At 36.6% G+C, this 18,879-nt stretch carries 19 protein-coding genes; 6 read left to right on the top strand and 13 right to left on the bottom strand.

The genetic code is table 11. The annotated features are described in order from the left end of the window. Positions 1-5: 5 nt before the first annotated feature. The 7 genes from AAY42_RS10550 to cobA all read right to left on the bottom strand — a co-directional run bounded on the left by AAY42_RS10550 (position 6) and on the right by cobA (position 6,920). Positions 6-830 (bottom strand): ABC transporter ATP-binding protein, encoded by an 825-nt coding sequence (locus AAY42_RS10550; RefSeq protein WP_055394971.1) that lies wholly within the window; start codon positions 828-830, stop codon positions 6-8. Positions 831-846: 16 nt separating this feature from the next. Next, complete coding sequence (locus AAY42_RS10545; RefSeq protein WP_055394965.1) at positions 847-1,686, bottom strand: ABC transporter ATP-binding protein; 840 nt, start codon at positions 1,684-1,686, stop codon at positions 847-849. Between the two features lie 10 nt (positions 1,687-1,696). Beyond that, positions 1,697-2,806, bottom strand: a complete 1,110-nt coding sequence (locus tag AAY42_RS10540) for an ABC transporter permease (protein ID WP_055394964.1) — start codon at positions 2,804-2,806, stop codon at positions 1,697-1,699. 12 nt (positions 2,807-2,818) lie between these two features. Continuing rightward, positions 2,819-4,207, bottom strand: a complete 1,389-nt coding sequence (locus AAY42_RS10535; RefSeq protein WP_055394963.1) for a CmpA/NrtA family ABC transporter substrate-binding protein — start codon at positions 4,205-4,207, stop codon at positions 2,819-2,821. A 275-nt stretch (positions 4,208-4,482) separates the two neighbouring features. Continuing rightward, on the bottom strand, positions 4,483-5,253 hold the full coding sequence (locus AAY42_RS10530) for a Crp/Fnr family transcriptional regulator (protein ID WP_082433397.1): 771 nt from the start codon (positions 5,251-5,253) through the stop codon (positions 4,483-4,485). A gap of 329 nt (positions 5,254-5,582) precedes the next feature. Beyond that, a complete protein-coding gene (locus AAY42_RS10525; RefSeq protein ID WP_055394962.1) occupies positions 5,583-5,948 on the bottom strand; it encodes a group I truncated hemoglobin in 366 nt (121 codons plus the stop codon). A gap of 195 nt (positions 5,949-6,143) precedes the next feature. Continuing rightward, positions 6,144-6,920, bottom strand: a complete 777-nt coding sequence (gene cobA, locus AAY42_RS10520; RefSeq protein WP_055394961.1) for a uroporphyrinogen-III C-methyltransferase — start codon at positions 6,918-6,920, stop codon at positions 6,144-6,146. 121 nt (positions 6,921-7,041) lie between these two features. On the opposite strand from cobA, the gene nirB reads away from it, so the two are divergent. From nirB to AAY42_RS10490, 6 genes are read left to right on the top strand one after another with little or no spacing between them, the layout of a single operon-like run. Beyond that, positions 7,042-9,543, top strand: a complete 2,502-nt coding sequence (gene nirB / locus AAY42_RS10515) for a nitrite reductase large subunit NirB (protein ID WP_055394955.1) — start codon at positions 7,042-7,044, stop codon at positions 9,541-9,543. A gap of 25 nt (positions 9,544-9,568) precedes the next feature. Beyond that, entirely contained in the window at positions 9,569-9,949 is a 381-nt protein-coding gene (gene nirD / locus AAY42_RS10510; protein WP_055394953.1) for a nitrite reductase small subunit NirD, read from the top strand. Between the two features lie 21 nt (positions 9,950-9,970). Next, positions 9,971-10,561 (top strand): DUF4202 domain-containing protein, encoded by a 591-nt coding sequence (locus AAY42_RS10505; RefSeq protein WP_055394950.1) that lies wholly within the window; start codon positions 9,971-9,973, stop codon positions 10,559-10,561. 24 nt (positions 10,562-10,585) lie between these two features. Next, positions 10,586-12,412 (top strand): sensor histidine kinase, encoded by a 1,827-nt coding sequence (locus AAY42_RS10500; protein ID WP_055394948.1) that lies wholly within the window; start codon positions 10,586-10,588, stop codon positions 12,410-12,412. 6 nt (positions 12,413-12,418) lie between these two features. Further along, positions 12,419-13,033 (top strand): precorrin-2 dehydrogenase/sirohydrochlorin ferrochelatase family protein, encoded by a 615-nt coding sequence (locus AAY42_RS10495; RefSeq protein ID WP_055394946.1) that lies wholly within the window; start codon positions 12,419-12,421, stop codon positions 13,031-13,033. Continuing rightward, the gene (locus tag AAY42_RS10490) at positions 13,023-13,385 is read left to right on the top strand and encodes a DUF7009 family protein (RefSeq protein WP_055394944.1); all 363 of its coding nucleotides are present in this window, start codon (positions 13,023-13,025) and stop codon (positions 13,383-13,385) included. The genes AAY42_RS10495 and AAY42_RS10490 overlap by 11 nt, the downstream gene beginning before the upstream one ends. 78 nt (positions 13,386-13,463) lie before the next feature. Here the strand turns inward: AAY42_RS10490 and AAY42_RS10485 are convergent, their stop codons facing one another. The 6 genes from AAY42_RS10485 to AAY42_RS10465 all read right to left on the bottom strand — a co-directional run bounded on the left by AAY42_RS10485 (position 13,464) and on the right by AAY42_RS10465 (position 18,875). Continuing rightward, complete coding sequence (locus AAY42_RS10485) at positions 13,464-14,216, bottom strand: LytR/AlgR family response regulator transcription factor (protein WP_055394943.1); 753 nt, start codon at positions 14,214-14,216, stop codon at positions 13,464-13,466. Between the two features lie 802 nt (positions 14,217-15,018). Then, positions 15,019-15,150, bottom strand: coding sequence for a hypothetical protein (locus AAY42_RS18565; RefSeq protein WP_262491953.1), 132 nt, complete (start codon positions 15,148-15,150; stop codon positions 15,019-15,021). A gap of 167 nt (positions 15,151-15,317) precedes the next feature. Then, positions 15,318-15,983: a hypothetical protein gene (locus AAY42_RS10480; RefSeq protein ID WP_055394941.1), complete on the bottom strand. Its 666-nt coding sequence runs from the start codon at positions 15,981-15,983 to the stop codon at positions 15,318-15,320. A 327-nt stretch (positions 15,984-16,310) separates the two neighbouring features. Beyond that, on the bottom strand, positions 16,311-16,697 hold the full coding sequence (locus AAY42_RS10475) for a hypothetical protein (RefSeq protein WP_055394939.1): 387 nt from the start codon (positions 16,695-16,697) through the stop codon (positions 16,311-16,313). 199 nt (positions 16,698-16,896) lie between these two features. Beyond that, complete coding sequence (locus AAY42_RS10470; RefSeq protein ID WP_055394937.1) at positions 16,897-17,907, bottom strand: dienelactone hydrolase family protein; 1,011 nt, start codon at positions 17,905-17,907, stop codon at positions 16,897-16,899. 23 nt (positions 17,908-17,930) lie between these two features. Further along, complete coding sequence (locus tag AAY42_RS10465) at positions 17,931-18,875, bottom strand: PorP/SprF family type IX secretion system membrane protein (protein WP_055394935.1); 945 nt, start codon at positions 18,873-18,875, stop codon at positions 17,931-17,933. Positions 18,876-18,879 lie beyond the last annotated feature (4 nt).

Below are 18,879 nucleotides of genomic sequence, written 5' to 3'. Positions count from 1 at the left end.
GTTATTTAATGTTCTAAAAAGTCAATGAGATGTTTTCTGTATTTGTAGTAATCATCATGTTCCAATACCGATTTTCTTGTTCTGGGCCGATTAAAATCAATCTCTAAAATATCACCGATTTTTGCACTTGGCCCACTGGTCATCATGACCACACGATCCGCTAGAAAAATGGCTTCATCCACATCGTGGGTAATCATTACAGCAGTAATTTTTTCTTTGTTCCAGATTTCAATCAAAATGTCCTGAAGCTCTCCTCGCGTAAGAGAATCCAGCATGCCAAAAGGTTCATCCAACAGTAACACCTTGGGCTTAATAGCAAAAGCTCGAGCGATACCAACTCTTTGCTGTTCACCCTGGGAAAGCTCGGTAGCCTTTTTATTGAAAGCAGATTCAAGACCAACTTTGTGCAGATAGTATTTGGCTATTTCTTTACGCTGCGCTTTTGAGGCGTGTGGAAAAACCCGGTTAACTCCCAAAAGCACATTTTGTAATGCAGTCATCCAGGGCATTAGACTTGGAGCCTGAAAAATAACCCCTCTATCTGGGCCTGGTCCTTTAACCGGGTTGCCGAGTACTGCAATATTCCCTCCGGATATGGGGTTCAATCCTGCAATCATGGACAACATTGTTGTCTTCCCGCAACCAGAATGCCCAATAATGGTTACAAATTCTTCCTTCATTATTTGGAGGTTGAGGTTTTCAAGCACCACATAATCTCCTTTTGGTGTTGGATATACCTTCTTTAAATCCTTTAAATCCAACATAATATTTGAAGGAAATACAATTCCATTCTCAACAGATAAATTTTTTTCCAATACTTCTGTGCTCATTTTCTTTGTTTAAGGGTTATGCAACAAAACTTTTGGGACTAATATCCGGTAGTTCGTATGTGGTTTTTGAAATGGTCTTGCGTTCTTCACCAATCCCCATCAAGTATTCAATGATGGCATTTCTGGTCTCCTTGTAAGCGGCATTGTCATTTAATGCCGTCTTGTCCCTCGGACGGTCTATGTCTATTTTAAATTCTGGTCCTAATGTTGCTTTTGGTCCGGGACGCAGGGGAATGATTCTGTCTGCCATGTAAATTCCTTCATCAACATCATTGGTAATCAATAGGGCGGTACGTCTGTCCTTAGTCCAGATATTTAAAATTTCATCTTGCAGATTTCCCCTAGTAAGGGCATCCAATGCTCCTAGGGGCTCGTCCATAATTATCATCTCTGGCTTCATGGCCAAAGCTCTTGCCACGGCAACCCGTTGACGCATTCCTCCTGAGAGTTCCTTCGGCCTTTTGTTCATTGCTGGGGTAAGGTTTACCATTTCAACATAGTCAGCAACCCTTTTATTGATTTCAGCTTTGCTTTCCTTTGGAAAAGCTTCCTTTACAGCCATTGCAACATTCTGTCCAACACTTAACCAGGGCAGTAAAGAATAATTCTGAAAAATTACCCCTCGTTCATGACTGGTATCCGTAACTGGTTTTCCCTTAAAAAGAACCTCACCACAAGTTGGTTTTAACAATCCGTTGATGAGATTTACCAAGGTTGTTTTTCCACTTCCTGTAAACCCAACGATAGCAACAAACTCACCTTCTTCAATGGATAAATTGATATCTGTTAACACCTCCGTGGCATTAGTACCTTCACCATAGGTCTTTCCTATATTTTTTAATTCCAAATAGGCCATAGTTATCAGTTTATGCTGTTGCGTTTTTATTGAATGACACTGCGTTCTGTATAATCAACATAATTCTGTCCAACAAGAACCCGATAATACCTATAACAAACATGGCCACAATGATTTTTGAGTTGGAATCATTTGCGCCATTTTGGAATTCTTCCCAAACAAACAGTCCTAGTCCTGGGCTTTGTGCCAAAAGCTCAATGGCAATCAAAACCATCCAGGCCACTGAAAGCGTAATTCGTAAACCGGTAAATATCAGCGGGAGCGATGAGGGCAAAATAACCTTGAACACCTTTTGAAGGGCTCCCAATTTCAATACTTTGGCCACATTGATATAATCTTTGTCAACGGATGATACACCCATGGCCGTATTCACTAAAGTTGCCCACATGGCGCATAATCCCACGCTTATAAAGGAAATCACAAATGAGTTATCCGAACTGGAACCAATCAATAAGGTTTTTACGATCATAAAAACCAATAAATACCAAACTACGGGAGATACGGGTTTGAATACCTGGATAAACCAGTTTATGGCATTGCGCAATGTATCGCTTAAACCTACCACAATACCAATGGGAACTGCAATAAAAAGTGCCAATAAGAACCCCGCGAAAACCGTTTTTAAACTTGTTAAGACAATATCAATGAATGAAGGTCTTCCTGTATAAATAATAGGTTCTTGACCAGCCTGGACCCGTTTTGCATTTACTGCGGCAGTCTTATTGATAAAATCCAGTTTATCCTGTTTAATAACGTAGTGGTCATCTATTAATGTGGATACAGAGGACCATACTTGACTTGGCGAAGGCAAGGTGTTTGTCTGACAGCTAGCTGTTTTAGCTGCAAAACATGCCTTTAACTCATCTGCTGCGGCCTGTCCCTGATCCGTAAGCGCTTTTTCAACGCGGAAATCTATTTCTCTTTGGCGCAGTGCATTTGCACCCACATGCCAAATTCCGATGAAGGCAGCTATTGAAAGGATAGGTACAATGAGCTTTTTTAGAATTGTGTTGAATTCTAGCTTTATTGGTTTGATCTTAAATTTGGATAAAAGGGCCTTTAGGCCCTCCGTCCATTTTACGTGTTGCTCTGCTTTATTTACTGCTACGCTTTGCTTCATGACATACAGTATTTAAAGTGAAGAATCTTCTTTATTTCCTATTTCGAAACTATTGATATAACCAATTGGGTCTTTGGCATCATAGGTGGTACCATCAATAAAATCTGATGTTGCAGGCTTATAACCATCCGTGCTTGGAATGTCCGTTGCGGGAATATGACCTTCGGCCACTAAAAGCTCCGCTGCTTTTTTCCAAATATCAGGACGGTAAATGTCTTTAATGGTCTCACCATACCAAGTGGCTGGCTTGGATTCTGGAATTTGTCCCCATCTTCTCATTTGCGTCAAGAACCAAATACCATCGGAGTAGAAGGGATACGTAGCGTTGTACTTGTAGAATACATTAAAATCGGGCATTGAGCGCTTGTCTCCTTTTTCAAATTCGAAAGTACCTGTCATTGAATTGGCCAAAACCTCTTCGGGCGCACCAACATACTGGGACATGGATAATATTTTAACAGCTTCAGCCCTATTTGATGGCTCATCCAACCATTTTCCTGCTCTTATCAAGGCTTTGGTTACTGCAACGGCTGTATTTGGATTTTCGTCAATGAATTTTTTTGTCATTACAAAGACTTTTTCAGGATTGTTTTTCCAGATATCATAGTTGGTGGTTACTGGAACACCGATACCTTTAAATACCGCTTGCTGATTCCAAGGCTCACCTACACAATACCCATATATGGTGCCGGCCTCGAGTGTTGCTGGCATTTGTGGTGGTGGGGTAACTGAAAGCAAAACTTCGGCATCTATCTGACCTTGAACATTGTCAGCAGTATACATACCAGGATGGATGCCGGCTGCTGCAAGCCAATAGCGAATTTCATAATTGTGGGTTGAAACGGGAAATACCATTCCCATTTTAAAAGGCTTACCATTGTTTTTGTAGTCAGTAATTACAGGTTTAAGTGCATCTGCCTTGATTGGATGAATGGGTTTGCCATCTTCACCAGTAGGCACATTGGGTTTCATTTTGGACCAAACATCGTTGGATACGGTAATTCCATTCCCATTTAAATCCATTGAGAATGGTGTTACTAGGTCGGCCTGTCTTCCAAAACCTGCTCCAGCGGCAATAGGTTGCCCTGCCAACATATGAGATCCATCCAATTGGCCGTCTATCACACGATCGAGTACGTTTTTCCAGTTGGATTGTGCTTCTACAGAAACAAAAAGACCTTCATCTTCAAAGAATCCTTTTTCTTTGGCAATGGCCAAAGGAGCCATATCCGTTAATTTTATAAATCCAAAAGTTAACTGTGGTTTTTCAATTTCCAATGTGCTGGCGCTTACTTTAGCTTCGGCAACTTCGGCTGTTTCTTTTTTTGCTTTTCCACCACAAGCCATTACGACCAATGCGATTAGTGTTAAGCTGATTGAGTTCTTAAATATTGATTTCATAATGAAGAATTTAGATTCTACGTATTTATACTTATTTCGATACAAATGTATGAGTCGTATCTAAGCTTTTATATGACAATCACCATAAGAAACACTCTTTTTTATCCATAAAAATTTATGACAAATACTATTTTAAAAACTGTATAAAAACAGGTTTTGAGTATAATTAGCTAAATTTCAACATATTGTAATTTTAAATTAATTGAATGAGAATTCTATACGTAACTGTACGTATATTTCTAAAAGGTCTAAGAAAAAAAGGGTGCTTTGAGAGCTTAACTATCCAAGTAGAAGTTGTGCTCGGCAATCTCTTGTTGAAGTATAGCTATATCGGGGATACTAATAAACTTACCTTTTGTAACTATTAGCCCTTCTTTTTTAAGTTGGGATAGTATACGGATTACCTGTTCTTCAGTAGTTCCAGCATAATCTGAATATTCCCTTCTGCTAAGTAAAATATTCATATATCCATTGTGGTGTTGACCAAACTTTCTGTTTACATAGAGAAGGGTGTCAATGACACGTTCTCTTACCGTCATTTGGGACAATGTTTTTACTTTGGCTTCACTTTTATTCAACTCATTGGCATAAAAAAGCATGAGATCATAGGTGAATTTTGGATCAGAGTGAAGGACTTCCTGTAAAAGATTTTTTGAAAAGTAACAAAGCACTGTATTTTCTAGTGCAATGGCTCCAATTGGGTAATGCTCTTCAGTGCCAAAACCTCTATGCCCTATAATTTCGCCCTCTTTTGCAAAGCGGACAATTTGTTCCTTTCCATTAAGACCGGTTCTAACAACTTTTACTTTGCCTTTTAAAACAAAAAAGAGGCCATTTACAGGAGCACCTTCCATTATAAATTGTTGCCCCTTTTTACAATGTAATTCGTTTTTGCTTATGGAGAATGCTGCAACAAGTTCTGATTTTAAGTTCCTTTTTATCAGGCATCTTTCATTTGTACAGCTCTGGCAGTTAATGCCCAAAAACTTTGTGCTTTTTGGCTGTGCTTTTCTGTTGTTAAAAGATATGTTTGAAGTTCTCTCCATTTAGGGGGCTATTTGTCTGCCATTAAATTCAATGCGATTGAAGCAATCAAAAATGGTTTTGTAGAAGTGCTTTTATAATGGAACAGTTGTAAAGCCGTTGCCTTTTGAGTTTGCCTAGAATTCATAAAATTTGCTTAGAGAAGCAAAATTATTCAATTAATACGTATTAATACTTATTTTCAATATTTAAAAGTATCTCGATACGTGTTTTTACGATGATTTACTTTGTAGGAGCAAAAAAATCAAGAATTTTGAAAAAGAAGAGCTTAATTTTAATGAATCCTCTGTCTTAACATGAGGGTTATTTGTTTTCCTTTTAATGAATACTACTATCTATTAAGGACATCATCTTTTACGCTTAGGGCTATTTTTACAACTTCATCTATCAAACTTCCAGGAACGTTCAATTCTTCCAATGTGTCCACCAAATGACCTGCAACGGAGTTAAAGTGGGATTCCGTTAAATTCATACCTGAATGGGCATCCCGCATACTTTTTCCTGTATATCCCATTGGACACCCAAAGGCATAGGCCAAAAACGCCTTTTGCTTACCCGCTTGCTTTTTCATATCTGTATTTGTAAAGAAGTGCTTTATAGTTTCATCTGCTAGAACTTTGTCATAAAAAATATCCACTGCAGAATTTACGGCATCCATACCACCTATGCGATTAAAAAGAGTTTCTTGTTGTTCCATTTTATAAATAATTAGTTGTAGTTAACAAAACCAATTTTAAGTATTATTACGTAAAAAACAAGAAACGGACTTAAATCGGTAGTACTTTTAAGGATTTGAAAAATTGAGACTGTTCAAAATAGTACTTCGAGAAAATAGGGATGTGAATTTTAAAGATTTGGGTAAAGGATTTTTTAGAGATACCCATGAATAGAGTCATAATTGTGAAGAAAGAACACGTTGTACTTCTTCTTCAAAGAAAGAAGGATGGTCAGCAACCACGTTACCAATTACAATTATGCCTGGCTTTGTGTTGTCCACAGATTCTAAAATGGTTTCAATGGTGTTTAGTGTTGCAACTTGACAGGTTTCATCATGCATCGTTCCATTTTGAATAAAAGCAATAGGCATTAATCCACCGCGGTATTCTTTTATTTTTACTGATATTTCTTTAATTTTTCTAACGCCCATAAGAATAACTATAGTTGCGGAAGATTTGGCAGCATGAATGAGGTCATCTGAAAAAGACCCGTTTTTCTTTGTAGCGGTAATAACCCAAAAACTGCTACTAACATCTCTTTTTGTAAGTGGTATTCCTTGGCTTTCAGGTACCGCAATGGCGCTTGTGACTCCTGGTACAACTGTTACGGGAATTCCAAAAGACTCCAGATGTTCAATTTCTTCAGATGCCCTGCCAAATACAAAAGGATCACCGCCTTTTAGCCGAACCACGTGCCCATGGGCAAACGCGCTTGTAACCAATAATTCGTTTATGTCTTCTTGCGAAGTGTGATGTTTTCCAAATCGTTTTCCTACGTATATTTTTTGGATGCCTTGTGCAGCTTCTTTTAATAAATCGATATCAACTAAGGCATCATATAAAATTACATTAGCACTTTGCAATGCTTTCAATCCCCTAATTGTTATAAGGTCTTTACTGCCAGGGCCTGCGCCAACTAATGTTACTCTAGGCTGTGTTTGTGATTGATCCATTACAATTTTTTAGGGATAGATTTTACTGATTCAACAACAAGAATACGTAATTATTTCGATATAAATATATAAAAAATACGTAATAATACGTAATATTGTTTCTGCAATACAATCAAAACATATGAAAACTATTCTTGTAATCGGAAATGGGATGGTGGGTTATAAATTCTGCGAGAAATTTATAGCTCAAGAACGAAAATCAGAATTCAATGTTATTGTTTTTGGGGAAGAGCCTCGTGTGGCATATGACCGTGTGCATTTAAGTGAATACTTTGAGAATGAGGATGAGGAAAAATTGATGCTAGCACCGCGTTCTTGGTATGAAGAGAATAACATTACCATATATACTAATGAGCGTGTTACCGATATACACAAGGTAAATAAGACCATTACAACACTTAGTGAGAAAACATTTTCGTACGATTACCTTGTTTTGGCTACAGGTTCTACCCCTTTTGTGCCGCCTATAAAAGGAGTGGACAAAAAAGGGGTCTTTGTATATAGGACTATTGAAGATTTGGAAGAGACTATGGCCTTTGCAAAAAAGATCAAAGGTGGTAAAGCGGCAGTTCTAGGCGGCGGCCTTTTAGGTTTGGAAGCGGCGAAAGCAGTTAAGGATATGGGCTTGGAACCTCATGTTGTGGAGTTTGCTCCACGATTGATGCCTAGGCAATTGGATGATGATGGAAGTGCTGCCTTGGAAAGTAAAATGAAGGAACTGGGAATAACAGTCCATTTAAATAAAGCAACCCAGCAGATTTTAGGCAATGGAAGTATTGAGGGAATGGAGTTCTTGGAAAATGAAAAGCTGGATGTTGAAATGCTCATTATTTCCGCAGGTATTCGTCCGCGTGATGAGTTGGCCAAAACCTGCAATTTAGAAATGGGTATTCGTGGAGGAATTGTTGTGGATAATACAATGCGCACATCGGATCCCAGTATTTTTGCCATTGGTGAAGTGGCACTTTACAATCAAATGATTTATGGATTGGTGGCCCCTGGCTATGAAATGGCGCAGGTGGCTGTTGATCAAATTCTTGGTAATGAAACCAAAATGAGCGCATCAATAGATATGTCTACCAAATTGAAATTGATAGGTGTTGATGTGGCCAGCTTTGGAAATCCATTTGCTACTGAAGAGGAGGCCCATGCTATAGTTTTTGAAAATAAATTAGAGGGACTTTACAAGCGTATCAATGTATCAAAAGATGGAAAAACCTTACTTGGGGGTATTTTGGTTGGTGATGCTGGTGACTATAATATGCTTTTACAACTGTATCAAAATAAAATGGCACTGCCTGAAAATCCAGAGGATTTAATTCTAGGTGCACGGGGAGGAGAAGGTACGGCAATGGGTAATGTAATGGATTTGCCAGATGAAGCTGTAGTGTGTTCCTGTGAGTCTGTGACAAAAGGAGCTATTTGTTGTTCCGTAATTGATGATGGGAATGAAAGTGTAAAATCGGTGGCAAAGGTAACCAAAGCAACAACCGGATGTGGAGGATGCAAACCCATGGTGGCTGATTTGGTAACGGAGAGCTTAAAATCTTTGGGCAAAACTATAAAAGTCAGAATATGTGAGCACTTTGATTACTCCCGTCAAGAGCTTTATGATATTGTAAAACTAAGAGAGATAAAAGATTATGATGAACTACTGGATACGGTAGGAAACGGAAATGGATGCGAAGTTTGTAAACCAGCAACTGCGGCCATTTTTGCAAGCGTATATAACGAAACGGCAAATAAACAAGAAACCATACAAGATTCCAATGACCGTTATTTGGCAAATATTCAGCGCAACGGTACGTATTCAGTTGTTCCCAGAGTAGCTGGAGGTGAAATTACGCCCAAACAATTGATGGCCATGGGCAGAATTGCCCAAAAATATGACTTGTATACCAAAATCACCGGTGGACAACGTATCGATATGTTTGGGGCCAAACTTCATGAACTTCCATTAATTTGGGAAGAACTCATTGCTGAGGGGTTTGAAACAGGTCAGGCCTATGGGAAATCATTGCGAACGGTTAAAAGCTGTGTAGGCTCCACTTGGTGCCGTTACGGAATGGATGAAAGTGTCAGCTTCGCTATAGAAATTGAAAATAGATATAAAGGAATACGATCTCCACATAAAATGAAAGGTGGTGTTTCCGGATGCATTAGAGAATGTGCGGAAGCTCGATGCAAGGATTTCGGGTTCATTGCGGTAGAAGGAGGATGGAATGTGTATGTCTGTGGAAATGGCGGCGCCAACCCAAAACACGCAGAGCTTTTTGCGGAGAAAGTTGACAAGGAAACCGCAGTTAAGTATGTAGACCGATTTTTAATGTACTACATCAAAACTGCCCCACCGTTGATTAGAACTGCAGCTTGGCTGGAAAAATTGGAAGGGGGAATTACCTATCTTAAAAATGTGGTCATCAATGACTCTTTGGGTATTGCAGAAGAATTGGACAAGGAAATGCAAAATTATGCTGACACCTATAAATGTGAATGGAAGGAAGCCGTTGAAACCCCAGAAATTAGATCTAGGTATACGCACTTTATTAACTCAGATGAAACGGACAGTAATATTGAATATGTAGACTTAAGAGGCCAAAAAATGCCTAAGGCCTGGGCATAATTCAAAACACTAAAAAAATTCAACTATGACATTTGCAGATTTAGGCACCTATCAGGCCACCAAGCCAGAAGATGTGAAAATATGGTTTAAGGCATGCGAAGTTTCAAGGTTTCCTAAGAACGGAGGTGCATGTATTAAATATAAAGACAAACAGATTGCAGTGTTCAATTTTACGCGAATTGGTAAATGGTATGCTTGCCAAAATTTGTGTCCCCATAAAATGGAAATGGTATTATCACGAGGTATGATCGGTGAAGAAGGGGGAAATCCCAAAATCGCTTGTCCGTTGCATAAAAACACCTTTTCTCTGGAAACAGGTGAAAACTTAAATGGAAATTTAGAAGCAATCGCTACCTATCCTGTAAAAATAGAGGACAACTTTGTGTATGTTGGGTTTTCTGAATAGTTTTAGAAAAAATCCAATACTATGGTAACATCTCCGAAGCTTTTAGAGGCCTTTCGTCTTTTTGATGAAGCCAATAGTAATGACCCCAATGTAGAATTTCATGAAGGCAAAACGTATCCAAAAGAATTGTTGTACGCTAAACGTATGACAGATACTTTAAATGATTTTTTGCCAGACGCTTCCGAGGCCCTACAATTAACCGCACGCTGCCAGCACATTCGTCGTTGGGAAATTCCAAGGGAAAGCTATGAAATGAATAGGGTTGGATATTTGAAATGGAGACAGGATTTAAAAAAGTACCACGCCCAAAAAGCATCAGAGATTTTAAAACAGGTTGGTTATGGGGAAGAGCTGATTGCCAAAGTGGAATTTTTGTTGTTGAAAAAGCAGCTTAAAAAAAGTGAAGAAACCCAAACGTTGGAAGATGTAATATGTTTGGTTTTCTTAAAATTTTATTTTGAGTCTTTTGCTCAAAAACATGAAAACGATAAGCTCATAGATATTTTACAAAAAACTTGGAGAAAAATGTCTTCAAAAGGACAGGAAGCTGCCTTGGAGCTGCCACTTTCAATGGCATCTTTGGAACTTGTGAAAAAAGCAATTTCAGCATAAGAACTATTTTTACATTTTCAAAAAATGAAAAGTCGCGGCTCACAATACTCTTTGGACACCTCTACTTTTTTGCGGATTCGCAAATGGTATGTATTCGCATTGGCCGCTATTGCCTTGACCATTATCATTGCCCAAATATTGATTCAACAGCATCTAAACTCCCAATTGGATGATTCAAGGGTTATCAATGTTGCAGGAAGACAAAGAGCCTTTAGTCAAAAATTGGTAAAGGAATCGTTGTTGTTAAACCTTAAAAACAAGGATTCCGATTCCCGTAAAGAGTTGCTTGAGGAACTAAAACACACACTTTGGGTTTGGGAGACATCTCATCATGGCCTTCAACATGGTAATGATAGTCTTGGACTTTCCGTGGAAACAGATACTGAAATACTACAGTTATTTAAGGAGTTGACCCCGCATCATGATGCTATGGTGATGGCGGCACAAACGATAATAGATCTAGATTTCAGCAGTACCTCAATGTCTGAATATGGCAGGCAGCTCGATATTTTGCTGAGTAATGAACGTCCATTTTTACAGAAAATGGACGCCATCGTAAATGAATATGATGAGCGTAGCAAAGCTCAGTTACAAAAACTGAAGTTGAAAGAGTATTTGCTGCTTGGGGTGTCTTTATTGATTCTGCTTTTGGAAGTGGTATTCATATTTAGACCATTGTCAATTCAAATTAGGGAGACAATAAAGGACCTTGTACAAAGTCAAATTAAATCAGATAAGAGCACCAAGGAAATTCAAAAGCTCTTTTTAGAGAAGGAAAAGTCGCTTCAAGAACTACAAGAATTAAATTTTGTGATTGATAATGCTGCATTGTTTGCCAGTGCCCGTAGCGATGGTAGTATAGCGTTTATGAGCAAAAAGTTTTTGGACCTTTTGGAGTTATCAAAGGAAAATCTGAATAAACCCTTATCCGAAATCCTTACGGAGGATGATGGTCAAAAACAATATTTACGGGAGATTTTTAAAGGCAAACGAAAGAATATTAGAACAGAGGAAATAGAAATAAAGACGAAAACTGGTAAAAACCTTTGGTTGGATGTGTCCATAATCCCCATGCACCAATCAAGTTTGGAGCAGAGTATACTTATTTTATGTTCTGATATTACCGAGCGTAAAAAAAATCAGTTTAAAGTAGAACAGTTGACCAAACAAAGCTATGAGGAAAGCATACGTCAAAAACAGCTTCAGGCTATTCAAATTGTAGAAGGGCAGGAGGAAGAACGAAAGCGAATTGCCAAGGATATTCATGACGGTATTGGTCAAATGCTCACAGCATTAAAATTCAATATTGAATCAATTAATTTAAGTCAAAAGGAAAAATCAGTTGAAAAAATCGCTTACCTGAAACAGTTGGCATCTGAGTTAATCAAGGGAGTGCGCACCGCAACGTTTAACCTTACTCCACCAGAGTTAAGCGATTATGGCATTTTTCCAGCACTTCAAAAAATGACTGTAGAATTATCCAAGCTAACGGGAGAAAATATTCTTTTTGAAAACAAGGCGGATGAAAACATTCGTTTTGATTCATTGGCAGAGACCAATGTTTATCGAGTAACCCAGGAAGCGGTCAATAATGCCATTAAATATGCTGGTGCCAATTATATTTTGGTCACCATTGATTATAAAGATGACATGTTGAGTGTTGTTGTAGATGATGACGGTAAGGGTTTCGACCCTTCTAAGCTTGATAAGGTGCCCAAGAATAATAGTGAAGGCGGTATGGGCCTTTTTTTTATGAAAGAGCGGGTCAGTTATATCAATGGCCGATTATTTATTAACTCTATTCCCGGTGAGGGAACCCGGGTTACCATTAATTATAATTTAAAAAGATAACAGCAGATGGAGCGGAATGAACTTTACCCAGTTTTTTTAAAAGTTGCCAACCTGAATATTCTTATTGTTGGTGGAGGTAATGTGGGGTTGGAGAAACTAACCTTTCTATTAAAATCCAGTCCAAATGCTAAAGTGCAAATGGTGGCACCAGAGTTTTTAGCTAATACGTTGGAGTTGGCAGGAAAACATCAAGTAGAAATAGTAAGAGATTCCTATGATAAGAAGTTTTTAAAAGGAAAGCATATTGTTGTTGCATGTACAGATAAAGTTGAAATTAATAAGGAGGTTTATCGTGATTGTAGGGAACGAAGTATTTTGGTCAATGTAGCCGATAATCCACCTTTTTGTGATTTTTATATGGGTGGAATAGTCACTAAGGGCAATGTGAAAGTCGCTATTTCCACAAATGGCAAATCTCCAACTACAGCGAAAAGGCTTCGTCAATTTTTTGAAGATGTATTGCCAGAAGATATTGATGATTTGGTAAAGAACTTAAATGAATATCGCAAAACCCTGAAAGGAGATTTTGAGGAAAAAGTAGAAGCCCTTAACGAGTTTACAAAGGGATTGGTAGAGAAGAAACCTTCAAAAAAGAAGCAAAATCAAAAGGATGAAGATTAGAATAAAAGGCAACTCGGTTCGATATAGATTAACAAAAACTGAGGTAGCCACTTTTTGTAAAAAGGGAAGTTTTATGGAGCAAACCAATTTTGATCAAAATACATTTACCTATGGTCTTATAGCCAAAGAAGATATTTTGAATCTAGAAGCGGAGTTTGCAAACAATACCATTATATTGGCTTTACCCAAGAAAGAAGCAGATGTTTGGGCAACAAGCAGTAGAGTAGGTTACAACAATACTATGGTTTTGCAAAATGGACAGGAACTACATCTTTTATTGGAAAAAGACTTTGTCTGTATGGACGAAACTATTGAGGACCAGTCAGATAATTACCCCAATCCCAAGATGTGAATATGGGAGAAAACTAGAAGAAATTATGGTTCAATTTTCCTCTGATTTAGAAAACTAACTTTAGCTTCTCTAGGCTACTTACATTCGCCTCATAACATCTAAGAGTTCGTCTTTTTTTCTGGGAGATAGACTAACGTGCATATCATTGCTCATAATTATATATCCGCCATCAGATTTAATATATTTTTTAACCTCTTTTAGGTTGATTAGATAGCTGTTGTGAACTCTCATAAATTGTTGGTCAACCAGCAAATTCTCATACTCCTTAAGATGTTTACTTACTAATAAGGATTTTTTATTTTTAAGAATAAAGGATGTATAGGAACCGTCAGCTTTACAAAGAATAATATCTTCAATTGCAATAAACTCCATACCGGCCGTTGTGGCAAGACATATTTTTTCCTGCCTATTTGATTCTCGTGTTAAGCTATGCATAAGATTATCAATTTGCTGTCTGTATACGCTCGTATCCATACGATTTCTTGCTTTCTCTACAGCGAGCTGTAGCTCATCTAAATCAATAGGTTTTAATAAATAGTCTAATGAACTAAACTTTATTGCTTTTATCGCATATTTTTCAAAGGCAGTAGTGAAAATGACTTCAAAATTTGGCTCCTTTATTTGCTCTAATACATCAAAACCAACTCCGGATTGTAGTTCAATATCCAAAAAAACCACATCAGGGCTAAAAATGGAAAGAACTTTAACTGCTTCGTCAACATTGGATGCGGTAGCTATTACCTGTACTTCTTTACAGAATTCCTCAAGAAGAGACTTTAAAGTTTCTCTACTATGTTTTTCATCTTCTACTATAACTACTTTTAAAATCATAAGGTTGTTTTTAGTATTTCAATAATCTTTTATTGTTTTTTATTTTGCGTAGTTTTTTTCTTATTCTATTTTGAAAGAATAGTATTATTTTTTATATTAGTATAATGTAGTTTATGGTTTTTCCTTTTGATTAGAACAGGTATATTAAATGGTTTAAAAACCTTTTTTAATTTATTATGTATTGACAATTTATTTTATAAATAACAGACCTCATTTTTATATCTAATTTTAATTAAAATAATCGGAGAACTTCTTACCAAATGATTTACAATTAAAAATAACACCAATTTTTTTATTAGTAGAGCTTAATTTTGAGCAATAAGTCAATTTACTTTTTTAGACTGATCGAAAAAGGGGGAGATAGTTCGGGTGTTGTCTGGTAGAATATTAAGCTAGGTAAAATATAAAGAGCACTATTAAAGACAGACTTTTAATTCATACGATGCTATTATAATTGATGAGTTTAATAACTAGCTTAAATATATTTACTTGCCTGTTTTTTGACTAGATAAATTTTTCACAAGATTACTTTCACAATATAAAAAGTAAACTCACCGCGTTCTTTCCAATATATTGCAAAAGCGCAGCATAACCCCATACTTGCTTGTAGCATCTATTAAGGAATTACTAATGGTGAGTTTGTCCATGTAAAATGTATTGGGTTTTATAAATATGTATGGTTATACGGTATATAATTTTTCAAGTCTTTTTTAGCACAAAACATAAGCATGCTTATCAGCATCTTACATTTTAACAATTGGGTTTTAATTACATTCATTTATTAGAGGTTTATTCCATAAAATTAGGAGGGTTTGGTATAATCTTTCTTTCTAAGTTGACGGACATTGGGTATGGATTGATATTTTGCATGTATGGATTTATGGTGGTGAAAAATAGCTTCCTTAATGTTCACTTCAATATGGTTTAGTATCAATTACTACTTTTTTTAAATCCAAATAATTTTTTTTCAACCAGTTATATTTGTTTATAATAAGTTGAGAAAAGTGAATAAAAGTAAAGTGGGTTTCTTTTTAAGGAAATCCCACTTAACAGGTATGAATGAACACTAATCTTTAAAAGCTATTTAGCTACATAAGTAGGCTAACCCGTTGAAGAAAGTTTCATGTATTCTTTGGCTAAGAGAGGTGATTTTACGCGAGCCTGAATACTTGGTTTTGTAGATGAAAAATGACCTTTAAATTCAATCGTTGCTATGTTGCTAAAATATCCCAACATATCTTCATAGTCATTTATATTGACTCCAGCTTTTATAAGTTGTTTATGAATGGTCGATTTACCTGGTTTAGTTACCCAATCTTCATAAATTTTAATATCTCTGGATTTTATGATTAAAACTTTTAACTTATTTAAATGCCAAGCAGGAACATAAAAGTTGGAAACACCATCGGATAATGATTTAAAAGTCACGTAAACCTTTCCGGTATTCTTGTAGACACATGCCGTATACCCTAAAGTTCCATTATTTAGAGGTAGTTTTAGACAGGTACTTTCGGATTCTAAATAGAAAAGAATGGGGTTATTATATAGAACTTCCTCCGTTATCTGAGGAATATCTAGTGTAAAGGACCAGCCAGGTAACTGATTTTTGAGATCAAATGATAGTAACTCTACGGTATTGTTTGCAAGTAAATTGGATCGTTCTTTGAAAGGTGTATCCAAAGAAGAAGATTTGTTGAACAAATATATTGTATACCCTACAATTATTGTTGCACAAACCAACGTCCAAATGATAGTTATTAAATGCATAAGAATTGATAGTTAGATTAAAAAATTTGGGAACATTTTTAAAACTTTAACTAAGTAACAAATTAGATTAGAACCCAAAGATTTGTAATAGACAAATGGTCTTTTCTATTTGACGGATGTAATCATATCGATTAAAGGACACTTTTTTTCGATAAGGTGGGTGCACATAAGCATCTTATCATGTTGGATTTACAAATAATTCTTAATGTTTCAGCGATTACCATTAACATTGTTGACTTGTTTTCCCCATTGCTATACAGTCAATACTGTATAGCATTTTAACAAACAGTAAAATCTGTATATGATAGATTGAAACTAGCTAAAGCACTAAGGTTTAAAATCTTTCATCTCATTCATGTAATCCAGCTGTCCTATTACATTCATAACATCATAATTTGCAATTTTTCTGGTACTATAACTTCTTTTAATATGGTTTACATAATTGTGTATTTCCAGTGTATAGTAGTTTTCCAGTTCAAATATGGAATTGTCTATCACCTCGGCACGCTCGCTTATCTTTCTCTTCCCATAAGATCTTGCATGATATACAATTTTAAAACTATTATTTTCACTATCCATCCATTCAATGGTTACTTCAATAAAATCGTCCATACGTTCCCTTAACCTATAGGTCGCTCGTTTAGGAATTTTTCCAAATTCATATTCAGATTTTACTAGATTTAAAATCCATTTTTCAAGAAAATTGTCTTTCATTTTAATTCAATTTGTTTAAGGTGTTTTGATTTGGGCTCTATAAAAGCTTTTCTTCACTTTTTTGGTATTATAGGTTTGGAAATTTCAGGAGGTTTATGGGTGCCTGTGGTAGTCAGGAACTTTGGTTTTGAATGTTGGGACGTATTTCCAAAGGTTCAATATTTGTAAATGTACATTTCCATTTTTTTGGTTCATGACATCAATTTATCTTAAGTATGTTTTTAAACCAATCAATTGTACTTGCACGTCCCAACGGACTATGAGTATCATCTGTATGATCAAAACTGTGATCGGCATCGTAAAGGTTTAACTTGACAGAATGTCCTTTACTTTGAAGAAGTTCTACGGTACACAATGTGTTTTCGGTAAGTTCGTCATTCAATGGTATTTGAAAAAGCATTGGAGCATAAGGCTCATAAATGTTATCAGAGATTGCATTATCACTACAAGGGTTATTTCCCCAATAGCTATAACCAACAGTGCCGCCGTAATAGAATACTCCGCCAGAAAAACCACCATTTAAAGGCACACTTTGTGGGGCAAGTACTCCATCGGAGGAATCATATTCAATACCATCAGATTTTTGTGTCCACTCCCAATTGATAGGTGTTGATTTTGCATCATACAAAGTTGCTGCAAGAGCTGTGGCTCCATCAGAAAAACCAAGCAAACCTATATCTTTGGGCCTTACCAAGGGGTTTCCATTACTAAATTTTATCCTTCTAAGCAATTCCAAAGCAGCGTTGGCATCTTTTGGGCGCACAAACTGTGCACTAATTTTAAAATTTTCAGGTGGAATTCTTAAATCTCCAGTTCTTGCTGTAACACCTCTTGCAGAATAACTGTCAACATAAGCACCCACTATACAATTGGCATCAAAGATTTCTCGCCATTCATTATTCTGTCTGGACATAACCCCACTTTCAAAGTCATTATCTTTCCACATACCATTCGAACCATGTAAAAGAACAATGGCAGGATAATCTGTATTGCTGCAGTTTTGGGGAATTGACAAGTATATAGGGATTTGTATATTATCAACTTCTGCATAAAGGATAATATCCTTGGTGGTAGGGGAGAGGATAATTTCCCCAGTATCAGCACCCGTGGATAAACTGTCCTTGTCTTTGCTACAGGACGAATAAAAAATTAAAATACCAAAAACTAAAAGTAGGCTAAGTTTTCTGGATTTTTTGGGACATAACTTCATAATCAAATAGTATTTATGGTTTATTAATAAGTGCACGTGCAATTTGAAATACCTTGAAAAAGGTCTATTCCAAGAGTCAACACATGGGTTCCACTGGAATACCCCAATATGTTGTTCATGATAACTTGGTACGAATAACCAAAGTAAAAATCACCTTTTTTAAGTCCCATTATAGGAGCTAAGTAAAGAGGGGCTCCAAGTTGGTCATTTAAAAAGCGATAAGTAAAACCGGCATAATAGTAATCTAGGAAATCATACCACCTAAACTTTATGTTCATGTCTGTGACTGAACGCTTGTCGTTTTCAAAATATTGAAAGAAGACAGAAGGTTCAATCTCAAAATCATCCCTTTTATTTCTTTTGTATCTATAACCTGAATACAGATAATAGTTCCGCAAGATGTTGGGCTCAAAAATGGGATCAAACTTTTGAAGGTTTTTATTCAGGATATTTGAAACATTGAGGCTCAGATAAAACCCTCCTTTTCTATATAAAGTGCCAAGATCAAAATTGGGACTGCTTGATGCACGATCGTCAACAACGGCTGGATCATTATTGTCTACAAAATTTTCAATATCTATTCGGAATTGGTTTAAGCTAAAGGATAAGGCCATAGAAAAATAATTATCTTCATATTTGTCAATGGTTAAGTGATGCGCAAAGGATACTTTGCCCCCACGTTGTTTGGTTTCCCCATTTGCATCATTATAGAGGACCATTCCAATACCGGATCGATTGCCCAAGCGAACATCCGCTGATAAAGACTGTGTGCCTGGTGCATCCTGGACTCCCACCCATTGTGTTAGTCCATTCATTCTTACCTTTACATAATTACCAATACCTGCATAAGATGGAGACATCAAAAAAGGATTGTCAGATAAATATTGTGAGAGTTGTGGAATGGTCAATTCTTGGCCTCTAACCGATGTAAAACTTATCATTAGTAAAAAAAGGAGCTTCTTTTTCATATAT

Origin of the sequence: Flagellimonas eckloniae (assembly GCF_001413955.1) — a bacterium.
Taxonomy (GTDB): Bacteria; Bacteroidota; Bacteroidia; order Flavobacteriales; family Flavobacteriaceae; genus Flagellimonas; species Flagellimonas eckloniae.
Note: the sequence above shows the minus strand (reverse complement) of the source record. Positions and strands in the feature narration are given on the sequence as shown.

Excerpts from the sequence above, each read along its gene's own strand:
- AAY42_RS10550 (WP_055394971.1), bottom strand. The coding sequence starts at position 830 with ATGAGCACAGAAGTATTGGAAAAAAATTTATCTGTTGAGAATGGAATT.
- AAY42_RS10545 (WP_055394965.1), bottom strand. The coding sequence starts at position 1,686 with ATGGCCTATTTGGAATTAAAAAATATAGGAAAGACCTATGGTGAAGGT.
- AAY42_RS10540 (WP_055394964.1), bottom strand. The coding sequence starts at position 2,806 with ATGAAGCAAAGCGTAGCAGTAAATAAAGCAGAGCAACACGTAAAATGG.
- AAY42_RS10535 (WP_055394963.1), bottom strand. The coding sequence starts at position 4,207 with ATGAAATCAATATTTAAGAACTCAATCAGCTTAACACTAATCGCATTG.
- AAY42_RS10530 (WP_082433397.1), bottom strand. The coding sequence starts at position 5,253 with ATGGAGAGAACTTCAAACATATCTTTTAACAACAGAAAAGCACAGCCA.
- AAY42_RS10525 (WP_055394962.1), bottom strand. The coding sequence starts at position 5,948 with ATGGAACAACAAGAAACTCTTTTTAATCGCATAGGTGGTATGGATGCC.
- cobA (WP_055394961.1), bottom strand. The coding sequence starts at position 6,920 with ATGGATCAATCACAAACACAGCCTAGAGTAACATTAGTTGGCGCAGGC.
- nirB (WP_055394955.1), top strand. The coding sequence starts at position 7,042 with ATGAAAACTATTCTTGTAATCGGAAATGGGATGGTGGGTTATAAATTC.
- nirD (WP_055394953.1), top strand. The coding sequence starts at position 9,569 with ATGACATTTGCAGATTTAGGCACCTATCAGGCCACCAAGCCAGAAGAT.
- AAY42_RS10505 (WP_055394950.1), top strand. The coding sequence starts at position 9,971 with ATGGTAACATCTCCGAAGCTTTTAGAGGCCTTTCGTCTTTTTGATGAA.
- AAY42_RS10500 (WP_055394948.1), top strand. The coding sequence starts at position 10,586 with ATGAAAAGTCGCGGCTCACAATACTCTTTGGACACCTCTACTTTTTTG.
- AAY42_RS10495 (WP_055394946.1), top strand. The coding sequence starts at position 12,419 with ATGGAGCGGAATGAACTTTACCCAGTTTTTTTAAAAGTTGCCAACCTG.
- AAY42_RS10490 (WP_055394944.1), top strand. The coding sequence starts at position 13,023 with ATGAAGATTAGAATAAAAGGCAACTCGGTTCGATATAGATTAACAAAA.
- AAY42_RS10485 (WP_055394943.1), bottom strand. The coding sequence starts at position 14,216 with ATGATTTTAAAAGTAGTTATAGTAGAAGATGAAAAACATAGTAGAGAA.
- AAY42_RS10480 (WP_055394941.1), bottom strand. The coding sequence starts at position 15,983 with ATGCATTTAATAACTATCATTTGGACGTTGGTTTGTGCAACAATAATT.
- AAY42_RS10475 (WP_055394939.1), bottom strand. The coding sequence starts at position 16,697 with ATGAAAGACAATTTTCTTGAAAAATGGATTTTAAATCTAGTAAAATCT.
- AAY42_RS10470 (WP_055394937.1), bottom strand. The coding sequence starts at position 17,907 with ATGAAGTTATGTCCCAAAAAATCCAGAAAACTTAGCCTACTTTTAGTT.
- AAY42_RS10465 (WP_055394935.1), bottom strand. The coding sequence starts at position 18,875 with ATGAAAAAGAAGCTCCTTTTTTTACTAATGATAAGTTTTACATCGGTT.